This window comes from Novosphingobium sp., assembly GCF_040079535.1.
In the GTDB taxonomy this organism is placed as follows: domain Bacteria; phylum Pseudomonadota; class Alphaproteobacteria; order Sphingomonadales; family Sphingomonadaceae; genus Novosphingobium.
On sequence record NZ_JBEBKB010000021.1, the window covers coordinates 20,132 to 42,209 of the forward strand.

Below are 22,078 nucleotides of genomic sequence, written 5' to 3' on the forward strand. Positions count from 1 at the left end.
ACAAATAGATGTCAACTGAAGTTAAAGTCCCCATTCTGGGTGAATCGGTAGCAGAAGCCAGCATCGGTGAGTGGCTCAAGCAGCCCGGGGAAGCCGTTGCCGCGGATGAACCGTTGTGCAGCCTGGAAACTGACAAGGTTGCGATCGAAGTGACCGCGCCAGTGGCCGGTGTGATGGGCCAGCACATCGCCAAGCTGGGCGATACAGTACTGGTTGGCGCAGTGATCGGCACGATTGAAGCCGGATCGGGCGCAGCTGCCGCTCCGGCTGTGGCCTCCACCCCGGCAGCAGCCCCCGCTGCCGCAGCAGTTCCCGCCGAAGCATCCAGCCTGTCACCCGCAGTGCGCCGGGCTGTTTTGGAGCACGGGATCGATCCGGCCGTGATCGCGGGCACCGGCAAGGATGGCCGGATCACCAAGGAAGATGTGGTGGCCGCAGCCGCCGCCAAAAGCGCCGCGCCGGCCGCGATCGCCGCAGTCGCCGCGCCTGCCGCCGCCGCTGCTGCAGCGCCGGGTTCGCGCGGCGAAGAACGCGTCAAGATGACCCGCCTGCGCCAGACTGTCGCCCGCCGCCTGAAAGAGGCGCAGAATACCGCTGCTTTGCTCACCACATTCAACGATTGCGATATGAGCGCGGTGATGAAAGCGCGCGATACCTTCCGCGAAAGCTTTGAGAAAAAGCATGGTGTGCGGCTTGGCTTCATGAGTTTTTTCGCCAAGGCGGCCTGCCTTGCGCTGAAGGATTTCCCCGCGGTAAACGCCCGGATTGAGGGCGATGAGATCGTCTATCATCCCTACGTCGATCTTTCGGTTGCGGTTTCGGCCCCCAATGGCCTCGTCGTGCCGGTGGTTCGCGATGTGCAGGCGATGGGTTTTGCTGACATCGAAAAGGCGATCGCAGGCCTGGGCAAAAAGGCCAAGGACGGCAGCCTGACCATGGCCGATATGCAGGGCGGCACCTTCACCATTTCCAACGGCGGCGTGTTCGGCGGGTTGATGTCCACCCCGATCATCAATCCCCCGCAGAGCGCCGTGCTCGGCCTGCACCGGATCGAAGACCGCCCGGTCGTTCGCGACGGCCAGATCGTGATCCGCCCGATGATGTACCTGGCACTCAGCTATGACCACCGCCTGATCGACGGGCGCGAAGCGGTGACCGCGCTGAAGACGATCAAGGAAGCGATCGAGGATCCGACGCGGCTCCTCATCGACCTCTAAGGAATGCAAGATGGCTGAATACGATTATGACGTGATCTTCATCGGCGCCGGTCCCGGCGGCTATGTCGGCGCGATCCGCGCGGCGCAGCTGGGGCTGAAGACGGCCTGCGTGGAAAGCCGCGAAACGCTGGGCGGGACTTGCCTTAACGTTGGCTGCATTCCTTCCAAGGCGCTGCTGCATGGTTCGGAAAAGTTTGCCGAGGCGGCGGATGGCACGCTGGCCCGCTACGGGGTAGAGCTTGGCAAGGTTGAGCTTGATCTGGCTGTCTTGCAGGCGGACAAGGACGAAGCGGTCAAGGGCCTGACCGGCGGGATCGAATTCCTGTTCAAGAAGAACAAGGTCGATTGGCTGAAGGGCCAGGGCAGTTTCAAGGATGCCCATACGGTTGAAGTTGCGGGCAAGGCCTATACTGCCAAGGAAGTGGTCATTGCCACCGGGTCCAGCGTCACGCCCCTGCCCGGCGTTGAGGTTGATAACGACCCAAATAACAAGAATGGGGGCATCATTGTCGATTCCACCGGCGCGCTGGCGCTGGCCAAAGTTCCTGCCCACATGGTGGTGATCGGCGGCGGGGTGATCGGGCTAGAGCTCGGCTCGGTCTGGCGCCGTCTGGGGGCCAGGGTAACCGTGGTGGAATTCCTCGATGCGCTGCTGCCGGGCATGGACATGGACGTGCGCAGGGACGCCGCCAAGATCTTCAGGAAGCAGGGAATGGAGATCCGGCTGGGCACCAAAGTCACTGGCGCAAGCGTCAAGGGTAAGAAAGCCACGCTGACGCTGGAACCCGCCAAGGGCGGCGCTGCAGAAACGCTGGAGGCCGATTGCGTGTTGGTCGCGATTGGTCGGCGCCCGAACGTTGCAGGGCTCAATATCGAAGCAATCGGACTGGGGCTTAATGCGCGCGGCCAGATCGAAACCGGCCATGATTTTCGCACCACGGTCGATGGCGTGCGCGCAATCGGCGATTGCATTCCGGGGCCAATGCTGGCCCACAAGGCCGAGGACGAAGGCATCGCGGTGGCCGAATACATCGCCACTGGGGTTGGCATCGTCAATCATGCAGTGATCCCCGGCGTGGTCTATACCAATCCCGAATTCGCCGGGGTCGGCCTGACCGAAGAACAGGCAAAAGAGCGCGGCGAGATCAAGGTCGGCAAGTTCCCGATGATGGCCAACAGCCGCGCCAAGACCAATCACGAGCCCGATGGCTTCGTCAAAGTGATTGCGGACGCCAAGACCGACAAGGTGCTGGGCGTCTGGGCCATTGCCACGGTGGCCGGCACGATGATCGCCGAGGCAGCACTGGCCATGGAATTTGGCGCGACATCGGAAGACATCGCCTACACCTGCCACGCCCATCCCACGCACAGCGAAGCGATGAAGGAAGCGGCGATGGGCGTTACCGGCAAAGCAATCCATATTTGATCGCTTGATACTGCTTGATCCTCCCCATTTTCGCGTTAGCGCAAATGGGGAGGTGGCAGACGCCAAAGGCGGCTGACGGAGGGGTCTGGACGCCAGCGTCTATGCCCCTCCGTCTGGGCCTGACGGCCCATCCACCTCCCCATTTGTGGCCTTCGCCAAAAATGGAGAGGATCTGGAAGATGGCCAAACTAACCCCAATGCAAAACCTGGCGCGCTGGCATATCTGGCTGGGCTGGCTGGTGGCGATCCCCTTGTTGCTGTGGATCATCAGCGGTGTCTTCATGACGCTGCGCCCGATAGAGGACGTGCGCGGGGGTGATCTGCGCCGCGAGCCCGCCCCCTTCGCGCCGCAAGTATTGATCGCACCCAGGCTCGACGCCCCGGCCACCCGCGTGATGCTGGTGCCGCAAGGACCGCGTGCGGTCTGGGCGGTGACCGGGGCGGACAAGGTCCAGTCGCGCTATTCCGCAGACAGCGGCACTCTGCTCGGCCCGGTGGGCGTGACCGAGGCGCGGGTGCTCGCTGAACTAGCCTATGCCGGGTCGGCGCGGCTGACCGCGATCAGGCGCTTTACCGCCGATCAGGCCCCGCTCGATCTGCGCCGTCCGCGGCCCAGCTGGCAAGCCGCATTCGAAGATGGCACCCATATCTATATTGATGCCGAAACCGGCGAAGTGCTGGCGCTGCGGACCAAATGGTGGCGGGCCTATGATTTCATGTGGGGGCTGCACATCATGGACCCGGCCGGGCGCGAGGATACCAGCCACCCGCTGCTTTGGCTGCTGGGCGGGCTGTCGCTGATCACCAGTCTGTTCGGCACTGCGTTGCTGCTGCGCCGCCGCAAGGCTGCACGATGAGTGTTACCCTCCCCCAAATCCCGGCAGCGCTGGATCTGATCGGCACTGCGGTTTTCGCCCTGACCGGCGCAGTGCTGGCCTCGCGGCTTAGGCAGACCTTCGTGACGATGGCTTTCTTCGCGCTGATCACCGGGGTTGGCGGCGGATCTGTGCGCGATTTGCTGATCGGCGCGCCGGTGTTCTGGGTGCGCGATCCGTGGGTGGCGCCGGTCTGCATGGCGGTGGCGCTGCTGGCCTGGTTCACCCCGCACAAATGGTGGGAGGGCCGGTTGCTTGACTGGGCCGATGCGGCAGGCCTTGCAGCCTATGCGGTGCTGGGAACGGCCAAGGCACTGGCGTTTGGCATCGCGCCAGTCCCTGCGGTGCTGATGGGAGTGATCACCGGCTGCGTCGGCGGGGTGATCCGCGATGTCCTGGCGGGCCGACCATCGATCATCATGCGGCCGGAAATCTATGTTACGGCCGCTGCGCTTGCCGCCGGGCTTTGCGCAGCAGGGGCATGGCTGGGCCTTCCGCGCGAGATTGCCTGGAGCGCGGCAATGCTGGGCGGATTTTCGCTGCGCGGATATGCGATTGCAACCGGGCTGGCATTGCCCGGCTATCAGCGGGCGGGCGGCTAGAGCCGGTCCAGTTCTTTCAGCGGACGGCTGGCATCGGCCAGATCTTCGGGCGCGATCATAGCGCCTTCCTCCACCAGTTTGCGGGCCTGGACATAGTCCTTGATCATATTGACCGCATCACACGCGATCAGCTTGCCCTGCCGCAAGTACAACACCGAAAAGCTGCGCGCGGCCGGATCGCCGCGCAGCACGGCTTGGTCATGGCCTGCCGAAAGGCCCACGGTTTGCAGCTTCAGATCATACTGGTTCGACCAGAACCAGGGCGTTGCCGCGTAAGCCACCGGATCGCCGGTGATCGCCTTGGCGGCGCAGCTCGCCATGTCGTTGGCATTCTGGACCGATTCCAGCCGGATTACCGCGCCATCGGCAAACCGGTTTGAATGCGCGGCGCAATCGCCGATTGCCCAGACATGCGGAAGGATCGTGCGGCAGTATTCATCGACATCGAGCCCATTGCCGCCCGCAGCCCCAGCCGCCAGCAAGGGGCCGACTGCCGGGATAATGCCAATCCCCACGATCACCATCTGGCATTCGACGACGCTATCATCCGAAAGCCGAACGCCGCTGACTTTATCTTTGCCCAGAATTTCGACCACCCCGGTTCCGGTGCGCAGATCGACCCCTTTTTCGCGGTGTTCGTTTTCATAGAATTCAGACAATTGTGGCCCTGCGACCCGTGCCAGCACCCGCGGCAGCACTTCCAGCAGGGTAACTTCCTTGCCCAGCTTGCGCAGCACAGCGGCCGCTTCCAGCCCGATATAACCGCCGCCCACAATCGCCACGCGCTCCACGCCGGCCAGCTCGGCCAGGATCGCATCGGCATCGGCGCGGGTTCGCACGCCGTGTACCCCGTTGAGTTCTGCCCCGGGGCAAGACAGCGGGCGTGGATCGCCGCCGGTCGCCCAGATCAGTTCGCCAAAACCGATCACGCGGCCATCATGCAGGCTGACCGAACGTCCATTGGGATCAACCGAGACGACTTCCGCATTCAGCAAAAGTTCGATCCCCTTTCCGGCCCAGAAATCGGCCGGACGGATCAGCAGGCGTTCCCAGGCCTTGTCGCCCAGCATATATTCCTTTGACAGCGGCGGGCGTTCATAGGGCGGCTCACCCTCACGCCCGATCAGAGCCACGCTGCCTGCAAAGCCCAATTGGCGCAGCTGGATCGCGGCATAGGCACCGCCCTGCCCAGCGCCAACAATCAGTGCATCGTAATGGATCACGCGATTCGCTCCTGTTCCTGCATTTTTGCCATAGCGCAGGCCTGCCGCTGCACAATCCTGTTGCGCCAACGAGAGGCCGCGTTACCACCAGCAGACAACGGAGGATCAATTGCAATGAACGGTGCGGAAGCTTTCATCGAAACGCTGGCGGCATCAGGCGTAGAGGTCTGCTTTGCCAACCCCGGCACATCTGAAATGCAGCTGGTTGCCGCGGTTGATCGCCAGCACGGGATGCGCGCGATCCTGGGCCTGTTTGAAGGCGTGGTGACAGGTGCAGCCGATGGATATGGCCGGATGGCTGACAAGCCGGCGGTGACGCTTTTGCATCTGGGTCCGGGACTGGGCAATGGCTTGGCCAATCTGCACAATGCCCGCAAAGCCGGATCGCCGATCGTCAACATGGTGGGAGAGCACGCCACCTATCACAAGCATTTCAACGCCCCGCTAACCTCGGACACCGAAGGCGTGGCCCGGCCGATGTCAGACTGGGTCCGAACCTCTGCCTCAGAGCGCGATCTGGCCCAGGCCGGGGCCGAAGCGTTTGCTGTGGCGCAAAGCTATCCCGGCAAAGTTGCCACCGTGATCGTGCCGGCCAACCACGCCTGGACCGAAGGTTCTGCCGCAGTTCCCCCGCTTGCCCTGTCGCCCGCTCCCAAGGTTTCAGCCGATGCAATCGCCGCGGCCGCCGAAGTGCTGCTGAACGGCGATGGGCCCATATGCCTGTTCCTGGGCGGACGGGCGCTGCGCGCGGATGCCCTGCGCGAAGCTGGGCGGATTGCCGCTGCCACCGGTTGCCGGCTTGTCGCCGAAACCTTTGCGACCCGCCATCAGCGCGGCGCAGGCCGGGTGGCGGTGGAAAAGCTGCCCTATTTTGGCGAACAGGCGCAGGCCTTTCTGGCCGAATTCAAGACGATCGTGTTTTGCGGAACCGAGCCGCCGGTTTCGTTCTTCGCCTATCCGGACAAGCCCAGCTGGCTATCGCCTGACGGGGCTAATCTGGTGCGGTTGGCGTCCATGCGCGAGGATGCAAACCACGCACTGTCCGGCCTTGCCAGCGCGCTTGGCGCGCCGGCCGAACCCGCGCTGGTCCAGCAGCCGACCAGTTTCGAGGCTACCCCCGGCAAACTTAACTCTGCCAGCGTCGGCGCGATCCTGGCGGCGCTTCTTCCCGCAAATGCAATTGTATCTGATGAAGGTGCAACCCAGGGCGGTGCTTCGATGCTGATGTGCGCGGGCGCGGCCAAGCATGATTGGCTGCAATTGACCGGCGGTTCGATCGGCCAGGGTCTGCCGCTGGCAGTGGGTGCGGCGGTAGCCTGCCCGGACCGCAAGGTGATCGCGCTGCACGGCGATGGCGGGGCGATGTACACCAACCAGGCACTGTGGACGATGGCCCGCGAAAAGCTGGATGTGACCACCATCATCCTCAACAACGGATCTTACGCGATCCTCAACATCGAACTGATGCGGGTGGGTGTGCAGAACCCGGGCCCCAAAGCCTTGTCGATGCTCGATCTTACCAACCCGGCGATCAACTGGTCGCAGATTTCCGAAGGGATGGGCGTTGCGGCAACGCGCTGCGAAACCGCAGAGGAATTTCGCGCGGCACTGGAAACTGCGATGGCCCAGAAGGGCCCGATGCTGATCGAAGCAATGCTTTGATTATCGCCTGAAGCCATGGGCAAGATCGGTGTGTGCAGGGCCGCCTTGTCCGCAGGGTCGGCGGCTCTGATCTAACGCCCTGAAAATTCGGCCGGGCGCTTTTCAAGGAACGAGTTTACGCCCTCCTTGAAATCATCGCTGGCGAACAGCGGCAGCAATTGCAGGTAGACGTGCTGGACGTGGGTTTCGAAAGTTTCTTCAAGGCCCATCCGCATCAACCGCTTTGATGCGCGCACCGCCAGCGGGGCGTTGGCCGCAATTTCCAGCGCCATCGCGCGGGCCGCTTCGGCCACCTGATCGGCCGGAACCACCGTGTTGGTCAGCCCTTCGGCCAGGCATTCCGCTGCGCTGAGCGTGCGGCCGGTGAAGATGATTTCCGCCGCCTTGGCCCAGCCCAGCATCCGCGGCAGAAACCAGGTTCCGCCGCTTTCGGGCACTACTCCGCGCTTGACGAAGGCGGCGGCCAGCTTGGCATTGTCAGCCATAATCCGGATATCGCAGCCCAGCGCCAGATCCATCCCATAGCCCGCCGCCGAACCATTCAAGGCGCAGATCACCGGCTTGTCCATCGCATTGAGCACGGTTGGCGGGGTGTTGCGCAGGTCAATCGTTTCGGGCGGGCGGCGATCCTTGCCGCTGATCCCGGTGCCGCTTGATGCTTCATTGAGATCAAGCCCGGCGCAAAACGCACGGCCGGTGCCGGTCAGCACCACCACCCGCACATCGCGGTCTTCATTTGCCCGCACCAGGGTTCGGGTCAATTCATCGAGCATCGCCGACGAGATCGTGTTCAACCGTTCGGGCCGATTGAAGGTAATCGTGGCGATGTGATCGGCCACTGCATAGGTCATATCGCTCATAGCAGGACCTTTCCGGGGTTGAGGATGCCCTTGGGATCAAGCGCCGCCTTAATGGTTTTCATCAGGGCTATCTCCTGGGCGGAACGGCTGATCGCCAGCCAATCGCGCTTGTCGATGCCGATCCCGTGTTCGGCCGAGACTGATCCGTTCAGTGCCTTGAGCGGGGTATAGACCAGATCCTCGATCCGGTGCTTGGTTTCGGGCGTAAAGGGCTGCGCGCCCATCAAAATGTGCAGATTGCCATCGCCGATATGGCCAAACACCACCAGCTTCAGCGTCTCGCCAAATTCGGCCTCGGCGGCCTTGGTCAACGCGGCAACATAGTGGTCCATATCGCGGACCGGCAGGCTGATATCAAACGTGACGCTGGGCATGGTGAAAGCCATCAGCCCGGGAATATCATCGCGGATTGCCCAGATCTGATCGGCCTGGGCCTGGCTGGCGGCGATCACTGCATCGGCCACAACCCCGGCTTCGATCAAGCTGCCAAGAACCTCTTCGAACCGCACCGGATCGCCCTCTGGATCGGTGCCGCTCATTTCGGCGATCACATAGCAGCCATGCCCAGCTGGCAGCGGCGCAGTGTGCTTTCCAGATGCGACCATTGGCTCGTAAAAGCTGGACCACATCACTTCGAACGCGGTCAGCCCCGGACCGAACCGGCGCCCGATTTCAACAAACAAACGCTGGACCGCGGCAAAATCCGCGCAGGCCAGCATCGCGGTCTGGGTTGTCAGCGGCGCGCTTTGCAGTTTCAGTACGGCGCGGGTCACAATCCCCAGGGTCCCCTCGCTGCCAATGAACAGCTGCTTGAGATCATAGGCTGCATTGTTCTTCAGCAGCACATTCATGCTCGATATGATCGTGCCGTCGGCCAGCACGGCTTCGAGGCCCAGCACATTGTCACGCATCATGCCATAGCGAACCACGGAATTGCCGCCCGCATTGGTTGCGATGCCGCCGCCAATCGTGGCACTGCCGCGCGCGCCCCAATCGACCGCGAACTTCAGCCCGTGCTCCACGGCGGCGTCCTGCACGGTCTGGACCACGCAGCCGGCATCGACCACCATGGTCCGGCCAACCGGATCAATATCGCCAATGGCCCGCATCCGTTCCAGCGAGATCTGGAGATCATCGGCGGTGCAGACCGTGCCCTGGACCAACCCGGTGTTGCCGCCTGCTGCCACAACCGTCTGGCCTGCCGCATGGCACAGCTTCATCACCGCGCTCAATTCCTGGGCGCTCGCCGGGCGAACAATCGCCTTGGCCTGGCAGTGGGTGAAGCCCATGAAATCGGCGGCCCGGCCGGAAACGTCCGCGCCAGTGAGCAAGCCCTGAGGTCCGACAATTCCGGCAATCTGCGCAATCAGATCGGTCATCGCGCGCTCCCCAATCAAATCACCCCGACCGTATCAGCTACGGCCGGGGCGAAAAGCGCAAAGTTAAGTGATTCAGCCCAGCCGTTCGATGATAATTGCCGGGGCCATCCCGCCCGCAGCGCACATCGTAATCAGGCCATAGCGGCCACCCGTCCGTTCCAGCTCATCCAGCGCGGTGCCAATTAGCATCGATCCGGTTGCGCCAATCGGATGGCCCAGCGCCATTGCGCCGCCATTTGGGTTCACCTTGGTGCGATCAAGATTGAGGTCACGGATAAACTTTTCAGTGACCACAGCGAAGGCTTCGTTGATTTCGAAAACGTCGATATCCTCAACCTTCAACCCGGCTTTCGCCAGGACCTTTTTCGCGGCCGGCACCGGGGCGTTGAGCATCAGGGTGGGATCATCGCCGCAGTTGACATAGGCAACGATCTTGCCGCGGGGCTTCAGCCCGTGCTGATCGGCATAGCCTTTGCTGGTGATCAGAACCGCGCCCGCGCCATCAACCACGCCCGATGAATTGCCGGCGTGATGCACACCCTTCCATTCAAGATCAGGATAGCGGCGCTGGATCTGCTTGCGGAAGGTGGTCCCGCCCAGATCGAAATCGGCGATCGCATCAAAGCTGGCGCGCAGCCCGGCAAGGCCCTCTGCGGTGGTTTCGGGGCGCGGAAATTCTTCATGATCGAGCGCGACCGAGCCGTCTTCGTTGTAAACAGTGATCAACGACTTATCGAAGCGGCCTTCGCGGATTGCGCGATCGGCACGTTCCTGGCTGACCAGCGCCAGCGCGTCGAGCGCCTGCCGGTCAATCCCTTCCATCGCCGCGATCGCATCGCCGCAAACACCCTGATGGCTTTGCGGATGCAGCGCATCAAGCTCGGCATTGCCCGAACCCATGCCCAGCGGCCTGATCCCGGCATTGGCTTCTTCTGCGCCCATTGCCGAGGTGTAGCTCATCATTTCGGTGCCGCCGGCGATCACGCAATCTTCCATGCCGCTCATCACCGCCGCAGTGGCGAGGTTGACCGAAGTAATCCCGCCGCCGCAGAACCGATCCAGCGTCATTCCGCTGGCGCTGGTATCGAACCCGGCGGCCAGCGCGGCCATCCGGCCCAGATCGCCGCCCTGCTTGCCCTTTTGGGTAGAGGTTGACCAGATCACATCGTCAACTGTGGTGGTATCAAGATTGTTGCGATCTTTCAGCGCTTTCAGCACGGTTGCGGCAAGGTGCTGCGGGTGAAGGTGCGAAAGCGCGCCCTTGCCGGGCTTGCCCACCCCGCGCGGGGTGCGGACTGCATCGATGATATAGGCTTCGGCCATTGGTTTTCTCCGGTTAAGCCAGCATGCCGGCAAGGCGCTGGCGGATGATGCTTTCAGCGTCAGCCACAATCCGGCTGATCAATACTTCGCAGGTTGGGATATCGTGGATCAGGCCCTGGATCATGCCGGCTGACCAGACCCCGTGCTGGGTATCGCCGCTTTGCAAACCTTCGCGGCCGCGCACACCCTTGACCAGATCGGCCACGGCAGCAAAATCCTTGCCCTCGGCTTCGGCGGCAACGACCGCCTGCGAAATCGCGTTTCGGGCGACCCGCGCAGTGTTGCGGAACGTGCGGAAAATCAAATCGGTAGAGCGTTCATCGCCGGCCACCATCGCATCCTTGAAGGCCTGATGGATCGGCGCCTCCACCGTCGCGGTAAAGCGTGTGCCCATGTTGATCCCATCGGCCCCCAGCGCCAACGCCGCAGCAAGCCCCCGGCCATCGCCAAACCCGCCGCTGGCCAGCATCGGGATTTTCACCTTGTCGGCCGCAGCCGGGATCAGGATCAGGCCTGGGATATCATCCTCTCCCGGGTGCCCGGCGCATTCGAACCCATCGATACTGATCACATCAACCCCGGCGCGTTCGGCCGAAAGCGCGTGGCGCACCGCGGTGCATTTGTGCAGGATCATGATGCCGTGGGGCTGCATCATTTCCCACAGCTCGCGCACCGCAGGCGTTCCCGCGGTTTCGACAATCTTTACGCCTGAATCGATGATTGCCTGGGCATAGGCCTTGTAATCGGGCGGATTGATCGTTGGGAAAACGGTCATGTTCACGCCAAACGGCTTGTCGGTCATCCCCCGGCAGCGTTCGATTTCGGCGGCGAGTGCCCCGGCGTTGGGCTGGGTCAGCCCGGTCAGGATGCCAAGCCCGCCGGCATTGGATACCGCGCTGGCCATTTCGGCTACGCCCACCCATTGCATGCCGCCTTGCACCACCGGGTGTTCGATCCCCAGCATTTCGGTGATCCGCGTCCTGATTGCCATACGCAAGCTCCCTCGCCAATTGACTCGCCAGCTTGTTTAACCGTTCGATTAAATTGTGCAATCGCTAACGCGCGTTTGCGGCCAGCCGTGCATCGATTGCCCTGACAATCGGGATCAATTGCGCAGGATCAAGCCCGCAGCGTTCCAGCAGCCGCAAGACCAGCAGATCAATCCGTTCTACCCGGATCGCCCCGCCCGCCAGTGCGCGCGCCAACGAGCTGGGCCGGGTCAGCCCATGGGCGGCCTTGGCATAGGCGCTGAACGGCACCAGATCAGCCGCGCGCGCGCCCAAGGCAAGCGCCAGATTATAGACCACCTCGTAAAGCGCTTCGCTGGCAGCCAGATCGCCGTGCACCGCCGCTCCGATTGAGCGCAGCCCCTGATCGGTCAGGCAGCGGCAGTTCCCGGCGATCAGCATCGGCCATTTGGCCAGCGGAGCATGGATGCTGTGCTGGGCCAGCAATTGCACCGGCGGACGCAGATCGTGATGCTTGAACCCGGCCCAATCGCGCGCCAGCGTTTCAAGCAGCGCCTGATCGGCCGCGCGGGCGAACGGCGCAGCCTTGAAGTTTGATGGCAGCGTCACCGTAAGTTCCCCGGGCCGGGCCGGATCAAGCCGCAGCGCCTGCGCATCCGGGCAGGCCAGGGTAAGCTGATCGGGATCAAGCCGGGTCCAGGCCAGCGCGCTGGAAAAGACCCCGTCCAGCGCCTCTGCGGCAATCCCCAGCCGGGCCAGGAATGGCGGCGGGGGAAGGTTCATGATTGACAGGCAGGGCCGCCCGGTCTGCCCGATCCGGCTGAGCAGCGCTGCGATAGCTGGATCGGCATAGTGCGGTTCCTGCATCGCCAGCAGCACCAGATCGGCAGCCACAGGATCGGCCTGTTCAGGCGTTGTCAGCGTGATGTTTGGCGCGGGAGCTTCCAGATCGAAACCTGCCCGGCCGCGCCGATCGGGCACCAGCAGCCGCAGCGGCGCCCTGGCCATTGCGGCAATTTCATCGGCCTTTCCAACAAAGGTCACATGATGCCCGGTCAGCGCCAGCCGGACCCCCGGCAGCAAGCCATAACTGGCACCAAGAACCAGCAAACGCGCCATCACTGGCCCCTGACATCGATATAGATAATCGGCGCGGTGCCATTGCTGCTGGCGACCAGAACGGCAATCGTCATCGCCCCATAGGCCAGTGCCAGCGCTGGGCCGACCAGCGACGCAGGCAGATACCGGGCGAAGATCCTGGCCAGCGGGGTCATTGCACAGCCTTAAACAGCAGGGTGATCACAGGCCGGGCCAGCGCCAGCCAGCCCAGGATTGCAACAGGCGCAAGCACTGCGCGCAGGTGCGGCGAAACCGGCACGGTCAATCTGGGCAGCACAGTGCGGCTTAGCACCACACCCAGCGATTGCCACACCGACCACAGCACATAATAGGCCGAAATCTCGTGCCACAACCCAATTGCCAGCATCGCGGCGACAAGCCCGATTGCGGTGTTGCGGGTCAACGCCATGATCGGCCGATAGACATAATCGCGGCACCAATTGGTCAAGCTGATATGCCAGCGTGACCAGAAATCCAACAGATCGCGCGCGCGCCATGGCTTGTTAAAATTTTCCTCCAGCACGATCCCCATCATCGCCGCGATGCCCAGCGCAATCGCGCTCATCCCGGCGAATGTGAAATAGAGCGCGATCCAATCGAATGCGGACAACACCCAATCGAGCAGGAACGGCGATACCTGCTGCAGCGCGGCATCAATATTCGCCCGCCCGTGCTGGATCAGAACATTGCCGATCAGCTCGGCCGAAACGGCGCCCAGCAGCACCCGTTCGGCCCCGCTCAGAAACTGCGGCCAATCCCAGCGGCGGCGGGCGCATTGCCGCTCAAACGCCGGCAAGCGGTGGACCGGGCCAACGAACAATGCCGGAAGGAACAGTTGATAGCGCAAGTGTGCGGCGATGCCCGGCGCCGGGATTTTCTCCATCCACCATTCGGCGATCACATGGATCAGCCGCAGCGTAAAAAATGCCCCCCCAACCCAGGCGATGCCATGGCTGAGCTGCGCCGATGCGAAAACGGCCAGTGCCAGGCCAACCGCCACTGCCGCCAACCAGCCGCGTCCGCCGTGCCGTTCGGCCCAGCGCATCGCCGGGGGAAGCAGGATCGAAAATCCAGCGATCCAGGCCGCGCCAAGCGGCGATACCCAGGCCAGCACCATGGCCGCCAGAACGGCCACAGCATCGATCCCGCGTGGTCCCGGCACCAGCCAGGCCAGCGGCACCGCCAGCAGCGCGGCCAAGACAATCATGGTGGACAGCGTGATCATCGCAGCATCGCCAGTTGCGCCATGAACCGGGCCCGGCCAGCTGCGCCGAAATGCGCATGATCGGCAAAGTCTGTATCGCGCCACGGGCCCGATGGAACCAGCAAACGCACATCAAGCGATCTGGCCAGCGTTTGCGCGGCCGCATCCAATTGCCGCGCCTGCGCCGTGCCCAGCGCGGCTTCCCCTGCCCGCGCGCGCGGCATCAGCACCAGCACAATCTGGCTGCCCTGGCGCTGAGCCTGCTGCACGGCGGATTGCAAAGCGCCTTGCTGGCACGGTGGATGGAAGCGCAGTGGATAGAAAGTGGCAATGTATTCTTCGCTGATCAGCTGGCCGCGATCCAGATTATGCGGCTCTCCCATCCCATCCAGGCTGCCGCGCAGCCCAAACAGATTGCGCAGCCGATCGACCAGCGCCACCTGCCCATTGTGCACCGCGCGGCGCAGCCCGGCGGCGGGCGCGGTGCATTGCTGCTCAGCCTCAAACCGGAAATCGACAATCCACGGGGCAACCTCGATCACGATCAGCGGGGTCTTTTCGCCGATCGCGGCGTTCAGCACTGCCAGCAGCTGCTCTTCTGACGGAACCGCAATACCAAACCGGCGGAACCTGCGTCCATCGGGCAGTTGGCCGCGTTCGGGCACCGCATGGGCCATCAGCGAAGATCCGATAACCGCAACCCCGGCGCCGTCAAACCGGCTGGCTGGGTGCGGGGCCAGCCAGGCTTCGGCCAGCAATGCGGCCAGCACCGCGGCTGGCACGAGCAGCCAGGCCAGAATAACCTGCCGCAACGTCATCCCTGCAACTGCCGGATCGCCTTGACCATATCGCCGATGCTGACGATCTGTGCGACCAGTGCAGCAGGCACTGCCACGCCAAAGCGGTCTTCGGCCGCCATCACAAAGTTGAGCTGCGAAAAGCTGTCCCATCCGGGCACTTGTCCGGGCCGCGAAGCCAGGCTGATTGCGGCCGGATCGGTGCGAAAAAGTTCACCCGCAAGCGCGATAACCTGGCTTTCCAGATTTCCATCCGGCGGCGGCGCAGCGCTGCGCATACCGATGGCCGCGCCCAGCAGATCGCGCAATGCCGCCAGCTGCGCCTTGCCGCTTGCCCCGCGCGGGATCGCATCCAGCACCACGATCCGCTTGGGCACCTTTTGCCCTTCCAGATAGGTGCGGGCATGCGCGGTGAGCGCGGCTTCGCCGATCGGATGATGACAGACCACCGCGGTAACCGGCACCTCATCAAACATCGCGTCTTCGATCCCCACGGTCACGCTTTCGCGCACCGCAGGGTGGCGCAGCATCGCTTCGTCGATTTCGTCCGGGCGGATCAGGAAGCCGCCCATCATGATCACCGATTTGATCCGGGCGAGCACTTCAAAGCTGCCGTCCGCGCTCAGCCGCGCCAGGTCTCCGGTCTTGAGCCAGCCATCAGCGGTAAAGCTTTGCGCAGTGCGATCCGGATCCTGCCAATAGCCTGCGAATATGTGCGCTCCCTTCAGTTGCAGCTCACCCTCGGCTGCGCTTGTCGCGGGATCGATCCGGGCCGCGCAATCGGCCGGCTTGCCCACCGTCCCAAACGCCCCCATCTCTGCCTGCGGCCCGGCGTAGAGCGCAGATGCAACCGTTTCGGTCAGCCCGTACTGGTTATAGACCGGGCGGGAAAACCGGGTTTCCAGCCGTTCCCACAAATGTGCGTCCAGCTTGGCCGCAACCGACAGCAGGCTGGTGCATTCCGGTGCATCGAAATAATCATCATGGGCCGCATAGGCATCGATCATAGCCCAGATGGTCGGCACTGTGATCACATGGCTGGCGCGCGCTTGCCGCACCCGGCCCAGCCAGCTTTCCATTCCGGCAATCGTGAACCCGCCCGATCGGATCACTGCGCAGCGATTGGCCAAGGCCATCACCGGGCCCTGGATCATCCCATCGGCATGGGCCAGAATCATATCGTTGAAGATCCGCGATTGCGGCCCGTATTCAAACAGCCGCGAAAGCGTGGCCAGATTGGCAAACAGGTTTCCGCGGGTGATCTGCACCCCGCTGGGGCTGGCGGTGGTGCCCGATGTAAACAGGATATAGGCAAGGCCCGCCGGATCACCCGGCAAATGCGGATTGCGCGCAGCGGGATCGGGCAGGCCATGCAGCGGATCAGGGCCCTTGCGGGAAAACCAGCCGCGCGTTTCGGCAGCGCCGCCCAGTTCGATTGCGCCGCAGCCTGGATCAAGTTCCGGCAGTGCCCCGGCATCGGCAGCAAAGCCCCTGGCGGCCACCGTGCGCGCCACTGCCAGCGCGCGCAGATCGGGGGTGTCGCCGGTCATAAGTACCGGTACCAGCCCATCCAGCATCGCCGCAATAAAGCCGCTGGCGGCCACCACATCATTTGCCGTGCGGATCAGCACCCGATCGCCCGGCGCAAGCCCCGCCGCATCGAACCATGCGCACCAGCGGCGCACTATCTGGACAAATTGGGCATAGCCGATCGGCCCATCGGGCAGCGCCATCCAATCGGCATTTCCGCCGGCCAGGGCATTGTCCCACAGCGCCCGCAAGGTCATTCGCCGTCTTCAACATTAAGCGATGAAAGGCGCGGATTAAAACGCCGTTCGGCCGCCGGATTGCCAATCACCAGCACGCCATCGGGCACGTGTTTGCGCACCACAGCGCCTGCCGAAACAATCGTTCCCGCACCGATCCGGACATTGGGCAGCACAACCGCGCCTGCGCCAATAACCGATCCCGCACCAACATGGATGTTCCCGGCCAGAGTGGCCCCCGGTCCCACGCTGACCAGATCGGCCAGCACCGTGTGATGCCCCAGCGATGCCGCGCGGTTGATCAGCACGCCTTCGCCCAGCATCGACATGGCCCCGATCACAACCCCGGCATTGATATAACTGCCCGCCCCGATCCGGATCGATCGCGGCAGCACTGCGGTGGGATCAATCAGCGCAGCGGCCTTGATCAGCCCCAGCGCTTCGGCCTGGGCGATCAGTGCGGCGCGGCGCAGCGGCGCGAATGCCGGGGCCAGAAATTCAGCGCCACTTTCGGGCACGAATTCGGCCAGATCGATCAGCCGCGTTCGATCAATCACCCGCGCAGCGCCGCCCACGCTGACGCTAGCCGCCAACGCAATCCCCTTGCGCGCCAGTGTCTCTTCAAAATCGACAACCAGCGGTGATCGTGCCCCAAACAGAATCATCGTGCACCAAAGGTGGTGCATTCATCCGGCCTGCGAAAGGCGCTTTAAGAACTAATCCACCAAGACCTTGCAAGCACCTGACATAAAGCGGCTTTAGCCGTCCTTGTAGTAGTAAGAATAGCCGTTGATCGCAGGCGCCCCACCCAGATGCGCATAGAGCACGCGGGCCCCATCTGGGAAAAAGCCCTTGCGCGTCAGATCGATCATCCCCTGCAGCGATTTGCCTTCATAGACCGGATCGGTGATCATCGCCTCGGTCTGCGCGGCCAGCCGGATCGCATCGTTGGTTTCGTCAGAGGGAACGCCGTAAGCCGGGTAGGCATAGTCTGGATTGATCACGATCTCGTCCTCGCGAACCTTTCGGCCCAGGCCGACCAGCTGCGCGGTGTTATCAACGATGCTGCGCACCTGCGCGCGGGTCTGTTCCAGCGTGCCCGATGCATCGATCCCGATCACCTGGGTTGCCCGGTCTTGCGCCGCAAAGCCCACGATCATCCCGCCCTGGGTCGATCCGGTGACCACACAGACCACGATGTAATCGAATTTGAAACCCAGCTCGGCCTCTTGGTTCGCAACTTCTTCGGCAAAGCCAACATAGCCTAGCGCACCGAATTTGTGGACCGAGGCCCCGGCCGGGATTGGATAGGGCTTGCCGCCCGCGTCAATCACCGATTGGATCGCATCCTCCCAGCTTTGCCGGATCCCGATATCGAAGCCTTCATCGACGAGCCGGCTGTCGGCCCCCATCAATCTGGTCAGCAGGATATTGCCCACCCGATCATAGACGGCATCATGGTGGGGCACCCATTTCTCTTGCACCACCACGCATTTCATCCCGATCTTGGCGGCAGTGGCGGCCACCATCCGGGTGTGGTTCGATTGCACCCCCCCGATTGAGACCAGCGTATCGGCCCCGCTCGCAATCGCATCGGGGACGATGTATTCAAGCTTGCGCAGCTTGTTGCCGCCAAAGGCCAGCCCCGAATTGCAGTCATCGCGCTTGGCCCAGATCTCCACCTTTCCGCCCAGCGCCTTAGACAGCCGTGGCAAGTGCTCGATCGGGGTCGGCCCATAAGTCAGCGGATAGCGTTCGAATTTGGTGAGGAGGGACATTGCAGGCTCCGTAGCATTGACGATTCGGCCCAAGGCTAGCCGATGCAATGCGAAAGGTGCTTGCAAAATTGACGATTTCAAAACGCGATATGGTCTGATATTAGTAATTTGACGGAATTTTACTTTTAAACTGGCGCCAAAAATGGAACAATTATCCAATCACGAAATTGACCGGATCGATCGCAATCTTCTGCGCTTGCTGCAAATCGATGGCCGCCGATCGAATCAGGATCTGGCCGAATTGGCCAATATCAGCCCGGCCACCTGCCACCGCCGGGTCCAGCGGTTAACCCAAAGCGGCGCAATCAGCGGGTTTCGCGCCGCGATAGAGCCCGGTGTGGTTGGCCTGGGAACACTGGTGATGGTCGGCGTGGTGCTCGATCGCTCAACACCAGAAAGCTTTGCCGCGTTCGAAAGCGCGGTGCTGAAACTCAAACAGGTGCTCGATTGCAATCTGGTCGCGGGGGATTTCGATTACCTGCTGAAAATCCGGGTGCGCGATATCGCCGATTTCAACGCGCTCCACGGCGGCCGCTTGCTGACCCTGCCCGGCGTACGCCAGACCCGGACTTTCTTTGTCATGAAGGAAGTGAAGGAAAATGCCCCACTGGATTTCTAGGGTCAGCTCTTCAGCTTCCACCCGCTTTTAAGCAGCCAGTAAAGTGCCGCGCCCAGCACCACGTTGAGCACACCGACATAGATCGCCCCGTTCATCACCGCCGCGTTGGTGGCACCAATATCGCTTTGCCCCAGGAAACCAAAACGGAAGCCCGAGATCACGTAGAAGAACGGGTTGACCCGGCTGACTGCCTGAAACGCTGGTGAGAGATTGTCGATCACATAGAACGTGCCTGAAAGCATCGTCAGCGGCGTAATCACGAAATTGCTGATCATTGCAGCGTGATCAAATTTGTCTGCCCAAACCGAGGTAATCAGCCCGATCACGGCCAGCAGCACCGATCCCATCAGGCCGAACCATACCACCGCCCACGGATGGGCAACCGCCAGGTGAACGCCAGGCCACAGCAGCATCGCCGCGCTGATCGCCAGGCCGACCAGCACCGCGCGGGTTACCGCTGCACCGATCAGGCCGATGATCAGTTCACCGTTCGAAAGCGGCGGCATCAGGTAATCGACGATCGTGCCCTGGATCTTGCCGGCCAGAAAATTGAAGCTGGTATTGGCAAAGGCATTGCCCATCATGCCCATCACGATCAGCCCCGGCGCAATGAAGCTGGCAAAGGAAACCCCCAGCACTTGCCGACCGCCGCCGCCCATCGCGACGGTAAAGATCATCAGGTAAAGCAGCGTGGTCATCGCCGGGGCCCAGATCGTCTGGGTCTGGACCTTGAAAAACCGGCGCACTTCCTTCATATAGAGGGTCCACAGCCCCAGCCGGTTGATCGAGCTGAAAACGGGCACTCCCCTTGTCGGAAATCCGGGAGCCACCGCTGCAGCAGCAGCGGGCTTTGCGGGTTCGGCAGCGGGTTTGGGTTGATTGGCCATGCTGGTGCGACTATCGCCGCCACGGCCACCTTGCAATAGCGCGGCGCAATGCCGCTGTAGAAAGAGAAAACGGGCACATGAGCTGGACCGACGAACGGATCGAAAAGCTGACCAAGATGTGGGAAGGTGGCTCCACCGCCAGCCAGATCGCCGATGAATTGGGCGGGGTCAGCCGCAATGCCGTGATCGGCAAGGCACATCGGCTTGGCCTGAAGGCGCGCCCCAGCCCGGTCAAAGCCAACGAAAAGGAAGCCGCTTCGCCCGCCGCAAAAGCGCCCAAGGCCGCCGCGCCGCGGCCAGCGCCGGCCGCGCCGCGCGCTGCCCCGGCAGCGCCGCGCACCGCCGCGCCCGCCGCTGCACCCAGCGGTGATGGCAGCCAGCCCATTCCCAAGAGCGATATGCCGCGGATTGTTTCGGTTGGTCCGGGTGGATTCCTGCGTCAGGGCCCCGGCGATCAGCAGGCCCCGATCCCGCCAGCGCCGCCGCGCCGGCTGGTTCCGGCCAAGCCCAGCCCGGAAATGGCTGAGAAGACCAGCCTTCTGGAACTGAATGACCGAATTTGCCGCTGGCCAATGGGCCATCCTGGTGAACCTGATTTCCATTTCTGCGGTGATAAAGTGAACCCCGGCTTCCCCTATTGCGTCCAGCACTGCGGGCGCGCCTATCAAGCGCAATTGCCGCGCGGTCATCGCCGCCCTCCCCCGCCGCTGCCGTTTGGCGGCCCGCGGGTTCGCTAGTCCGTGAAGGCTCGCCGGGCCTTGCTATGGCAGTCGCTGGCCGGCTTTGCCGCGCTTGGCGCTGCCTTGGTTTCTGGTTCGGCGCTGGCCTGGTCCAATTTGGGCCATCAGACCACCGGGGCGATTGCCTGGCAAGATCTGAAGCGCAGCCACCCGGCTGAACTGACCGAACTGATGGCGCTGATCCGGCAACATCCGGATTTTGCCCGCTTTGCCCCGGCGATTGCAGCCCTGCCCGCCGATCAGCAGGAACGCGCGCTGTTTGAAACCCTGGCACGCTGGCCTGATGATGTGCGCGGCGGCCCGGAAGATCATCCCGATTGGCACTATCAACTGCGGGTGGTGCATGGCCGGACCTGGCTGTGGCCGTTTGAAAACGGCAATGCCGCGTTTGGGTTTGGCTATAATTACGCCAAGCTGGCCAATCCCTGCGCCCCTGCGGCAGAGCGAGCCAAGGCGATCGGCTGGCTGATCCACATCGTTGGCGATGTGCAGCAGCCGCTCCATGCCGGCCATCAGATGACCGGCGATTTCAGTATGACCGACCGCGCCGGCGGGCTGGCCTGGGTCAAACGGCCCAATGGGGTCGTCACCGATCTGCATCAATACTGGGACATGACCCTGGACGATAGCGGCGCGGCTCTGCCTGCCGGCGCGCCCAGCTGGGCCGAGGCGCTAACCGCGCTGTGGCCGCGCCAGCGGCTTTCGCGCGAGCTATCACGGCAGGGCGATCCCCAAACCGTGTTTGCCAGCATTCTTGATGAAAGCGCGGAACTTGCCGGCAAGGTCGCCTATCAGGGCAGCTATCTGCTGGCCTCACCCGACAAGGATCGGGCCGCGCCGATCAGCGAAGCGGAACAGGCGCTGGCGATCCGGATCGCGCAGCGCCGGATCGCGACCGGCGGCTACCGGATCGCCGATATGCTGGCCCGCGCGATTGGCCAGGCCAAAACTGCCAACTGGTCCTGCCCGGTTTAACCTTGATCAGGCAGCTTTGGGCGCGCTGATTTTGCTGGCTTCATCGGCAAAGGTCACTTCACCGTTGGGTGATACGGTAAACCGATAAGCCTCGTTCATTCCTTCGCGTCCCGAATGGGTGAACGCCAGCACCCGTTCCCCATCGGTGCGGACGTGAATGATCCCAAAGTTGGTCCGTTCAAAACTGTCAACCATCCGGGTCTGCCCCGGCTTGTCCGGGATCGGCACCGCGATCCGGCCCATATAGCTGAAGAACGCCGCCAGCTCTGTGCAGAAGATTACCCCGGGCGTGGTGCGGCTGGCCTTGCCCAGCGCCGACATCAGCGTCGCGCGCGGGTGGATGTATTCCTTTTGCGCGCTTTCATCACCCGATGAGATCAGCGAGACGACTGGCCCGGCCTCTTTCAGGAACTCCATATCGAAATCGGCTGATCCGTGATGCGGGGCCTTCAGGATTTCGCACCGCAGCGACGCGTTTGGCAGCGCTTTGCGCAAACGCTCGCCAGCTTCCTGATTGAGATCGCCGGTGAACAGAAACCGGACATTGCCATAGCGCAGCCGAAACGCGACCGAGTGGCCGTTGATCGTGTGGCTCGCAGAAAGCCCCGATCCCCGCCCGATGATGCCAATTTGATGCTGGGAACCCACGGGGCCGGGC

Annotated in this window: 21 protein-coding genes and 1 pseudogene; 8 read left to right on the forward strand and 14 right to left on the reverse strand. The window is 62.8% G+C overall.

Features of this window, described 5'->3' with window-relative positions; all coding sequences use genetic code 11:
- Positions 1–8 precede the first annotated feature (8 nt).
- The 4 genes from odhB to ABL914_RS08545 all read left to right on the forward strand — a co-directional run bounded on the left by odhB (position 9) and on the right by ABL914_RS08545 (position 4,120).
- Positions 9–1,217, forward strand: a complete 1,209-nt coding sequence (odhB, locus tag ABL914_RS08530; protein ID WP_391562758.1) for a 2-oxoglutarate dehydrogenase complex dihydrolipoyllysine-residue succinyltransferase — start codon at positions 9–11, stop codon at positions 1,215–1,217.
- Between the two features lie 10 nt (positions 1,218–1,227).
- Positions 1,228–2,643 (forward strand): dihydrolipoyl dehydrogenase, encoded by a 1,416-nt coding sequence (gene lpdA, locus ABL914_RS08535; protein WP_391562759.1) that lies wholly within the window; start codon positions 1,228–1,230, stop codon positions 2,641–2,643.
- Between the two features lie 179 nt (positions 2,644–2,822).
- On the forward strand, positions 2,823–3,500 hold the full coding sequence (locus tag ABL914_RS08540) for a PepSY domain-containing protein (RefSeq protein WP_391562760.1): 678 nt from the start codon (positions 2,823–2,825) through the stop codon (positions 3,498–3,500).
- On the forward strand, positions 3,497–4,120 hold the full coding sequence (locus ABL914_RS08545) for a trimeric intracellular cation channel family protein (RefSeq protein ID WP_391562761.1): 624 nt from the start codon (positions 3,497–3,499) through the stop codon (positions 4,118–4,120). Before ABL914_RS08540 ends, ABL914_RS08545 begins: the two co-directional genes overlap by 4 nt.
- Here ABL914_RS08545 and ABL914_RS08550 read toward each other — a convergent pair.
- On the reverse strand, positions 4,117–5,343 hold the full coding sequence (locus ABL914_RS08550) for an NAD(P)/FAD-dependent oxidoreductase (RefSeq protein WP_391562762.1): 1,227 nt from the start codon (positions 5,341–5,343) through the stop codon (positions 4,117–4,119). The two genes, ABL914_RS08545 and ABL914_RS08550, sit on opposite strands and share 4 nt — an antisense overlap.
- Before the next feature lie 114 nt (positions 5,344–5,457).
- Between ABL914_RS08550 and ABL914_RS08555 the strand changes: the two genes are divergently transcribed.
- Complete coding sequence (locus ABL914_RS08555) at positions 5,458–7,005, forward strand: acetolactate synthase large subunit (protein WP_391562763.1); 1,548 nt, start codon at positions 5,458–5,460, stop codon at positions 7,003–7,005.
- 71 nt (positions 7,006–7,076) lie between these two features.
- Here the strand turns inward: ABL914_RS08555 and ABL914_RS08560 are convergent, their stop codons facing one another.
- The 11 genes from ABL914_RS08560 to ABL914_RS08610 form a co-directional block, all read right to left on the reverse strand.
- Positions 7,077–7,865, reverse strand: coding sequence for an enoyl-CoA hydratase/isomerase family protein (locus tag ABL914_RS08560; RefSeq protein WP_391562764.1), 789 nt, complete (start codon positions 7,863–7,865; stop codon positions 7,077–7,079).
- Positions 7,862–9,244 (reverse strand): FAD-binding oxidoreductase, encoded by a 1,383-nt coding sequence (locus tag ABL914_RS08565; RefSeq protein ID WP_391562765.1) that lies wholly within the window; start codon positions 9,242–9,244, stop codon positions 7,862–7,864. The genes ABL914_RS08560 and ABL914_RS08565 overlap by 4 nt, the downstream gene beginning before the upstream one ends.
- A 72-nt stretch (positions 9,245–9,316) precedes the next feature.
- A complete protein-coding gene (locus ABL914_RS08570) occupies positions 9,317–10,567 on the reverse strand; it encodes an acetyl-CoA C-acetyltransferase (protein ID WP_391562766.1) in 1,251 nt (416 codons plus the stop codon).
- 13 nt (positions 10,568–10,580) lie between these two features.
- Positions 10,581–11,558: an NAD(P)H-dependent flavin oxidoreductase gene (locus tag ABL914_RS08575; RefSeq protein WP_391562767.1), complete on the reverse strand. Its 978-nt coding sequence runs from the start codon at positions 11,556–11,558 to the stop codon at positions 10,581–10,583.
- 64 nt (positions 11,559–11,622) lie between these two features.
- Positions 11,623–12,654 carry a ketopantoate reductase family protein gene (locus tag ABL914_RS08580; RefSeq protein ID WP_391562768.1) on the reverse strand — a complete coding sequence of 344 codons (1,032 nt, stop codon included), beginning with the start codon at positions 12,652–12,654 and terminating at the stop codon, positions 11,623–11,625.
- The gene (locus ABL914_RS08585; RefSeq protein WP_391562769.1) at positions 12,654–12,809 is read right to left on the reverse strand and encodes a hypothetical protein; all 156 of its coding nucleotides are present in this window, start codon (positions 12,807–12,809) and stop codon (positions 12,654–12,656) included. Before ABL914_RS08585 ends, ABL914_RS08580 begins: the two co-directional genes overlap by 1 nt.
- Entirely contained in the window at positions 12,806–13,879 is a 1,074-nt protein-coding gene (locus tag ABL914_RS08590) for an MBOAT family O-acyltransferase (protein ID WP_391562770.1), read from the reverse strand. The genes ABL914_RS08585 and ABL914_RS08590 overlap by 4 nt, the downstream gene beginning before the upstream one ends.
- A complete protein-coding gene (locus ABL914_RS08595) occupies positions 13,876–14,670 on the reverse strand; it encodes a hypothetical protein (protein WP_391562771.1) in 795 nt (264 codons plus the stop codon). Before ABL914_RS08595 ends, ABL914_RS08590 begins: the two co-directional genes overlap by 4 nt.
- A gap of 2 nt (positions 14,671–14,672) precedes the next feature.
- Positions 14,673–16,442, reverse strand: coding sequence for an AMP-binding protein (locus ABL914_RS08600; protein ID WP_391562772.1), 1,770 nt, complete (start codon positions 16,440–16,442; stop codon positions 14,673–14,675).
- Positions 16,439–17,086 carry an acetyltransferase gene (locus ABL914_RS08605; RefSeq protein WP_391562773.1) on the reverse strand — a complete coding sequence of 216 codons (648 nt, stop codon included), beginning with the start codon at positions 17,084–17,086 and terminating at the stop codon, positions 16,439–16,441. Before ABL914_RS08605 ends, ABL914_RS08600 begins: the two co-directional genes overlap by 4 nt.
- A gap of 93 nt (positions 17,087–17,179) precedes the next feature.
- Positions 17,180–18,199, reverse strand: a complete 1,020-nt coding sequence (locus ABL914_RS08610; protein WP_391562774.1) for a 1-aminocyclopropane-1-carboxylate deaminase — start codon at positions 18,197–18,199, stop codon at positions 17,180–17,182.
- A gap of 142 nt (positions 18,200–18,341) precedes the next feature.
- Here ABL914_RS08610 and ABL914_RS08615 point away from each other — a divergent pair, with 142 nt between their 5' ends.
- The gene (locus ABL914_RS08615) at positions 18,342–18,818 is read left to right on the forward strand and encodes an Lrp/AsnC family transcriptional regulator (RefSeq protein ID WP_391562775.1); all 477 of its coding nucleotides are present in this window, start codon (positions 18,342–18,344) and stop codon (positions 18,816–18,818) included.
- 2 nt (positions 18,819–18,820) lie between these two features.
- Here ABL914_RS08615 and ABL914_RS08620 read toward each other — a convergent pair whose 3' ends face one another.
- Positions 18,821–19,705 carry an ABC transporter permease gene (locus ABL914_RS08620; RefSeq protein ID WP_391562776.1) on the reverse strand — a complete coding sequence of 295 codons (885 nt, stop codon included), beginning with the start codon at positions 19,703–19,705 and terminating at the stop codon, positions 18,821–18,823.
- Positions 19,706–19,782: 77 nt separating this feature from the next.
- On the opposite strand from ABL914_RS08620, the gene ABL914_RS08625 reads away from it, so the two are divergent.
- Together ABL914_RS08625 and ABL914_RS08630 are read left to right on the forward strand one after the other, a co-directional pair.
- Positions 19,783–20,442 (forward strand): GcrA family cell cycle regulator, encoded by a 660-nt coding sequence (locus ABL914_RS08625; protein WP_391562777.1) that lies wholly within the window; start codon positions 19,783–19,785, stop codon positions 20,440–20,442.
- Positions 20,443–20,445: 3 nt separating this feature from the next.
- A complete protein-coding gene (locus ABL914_RS08630) occupies positions 20,446–21,420 on the forward strand; it encodes a S1/P1 nuclease (RefSeq protein WP_391562778.1) in 975 nt (324 codons plus the stop codon).
- 6 nt (positions 21,421–21,426) lie between these two features.
- On the opposite strand, the pseudogene ABL914_RS08635 reads toward ABL914_RS08630, so the two are convergent.
- Positions 21,427–22,078: pseudogene (locus tag ABL914_RS08635) on the reverse strand (hypothetical protein); the annotation flags it as partial.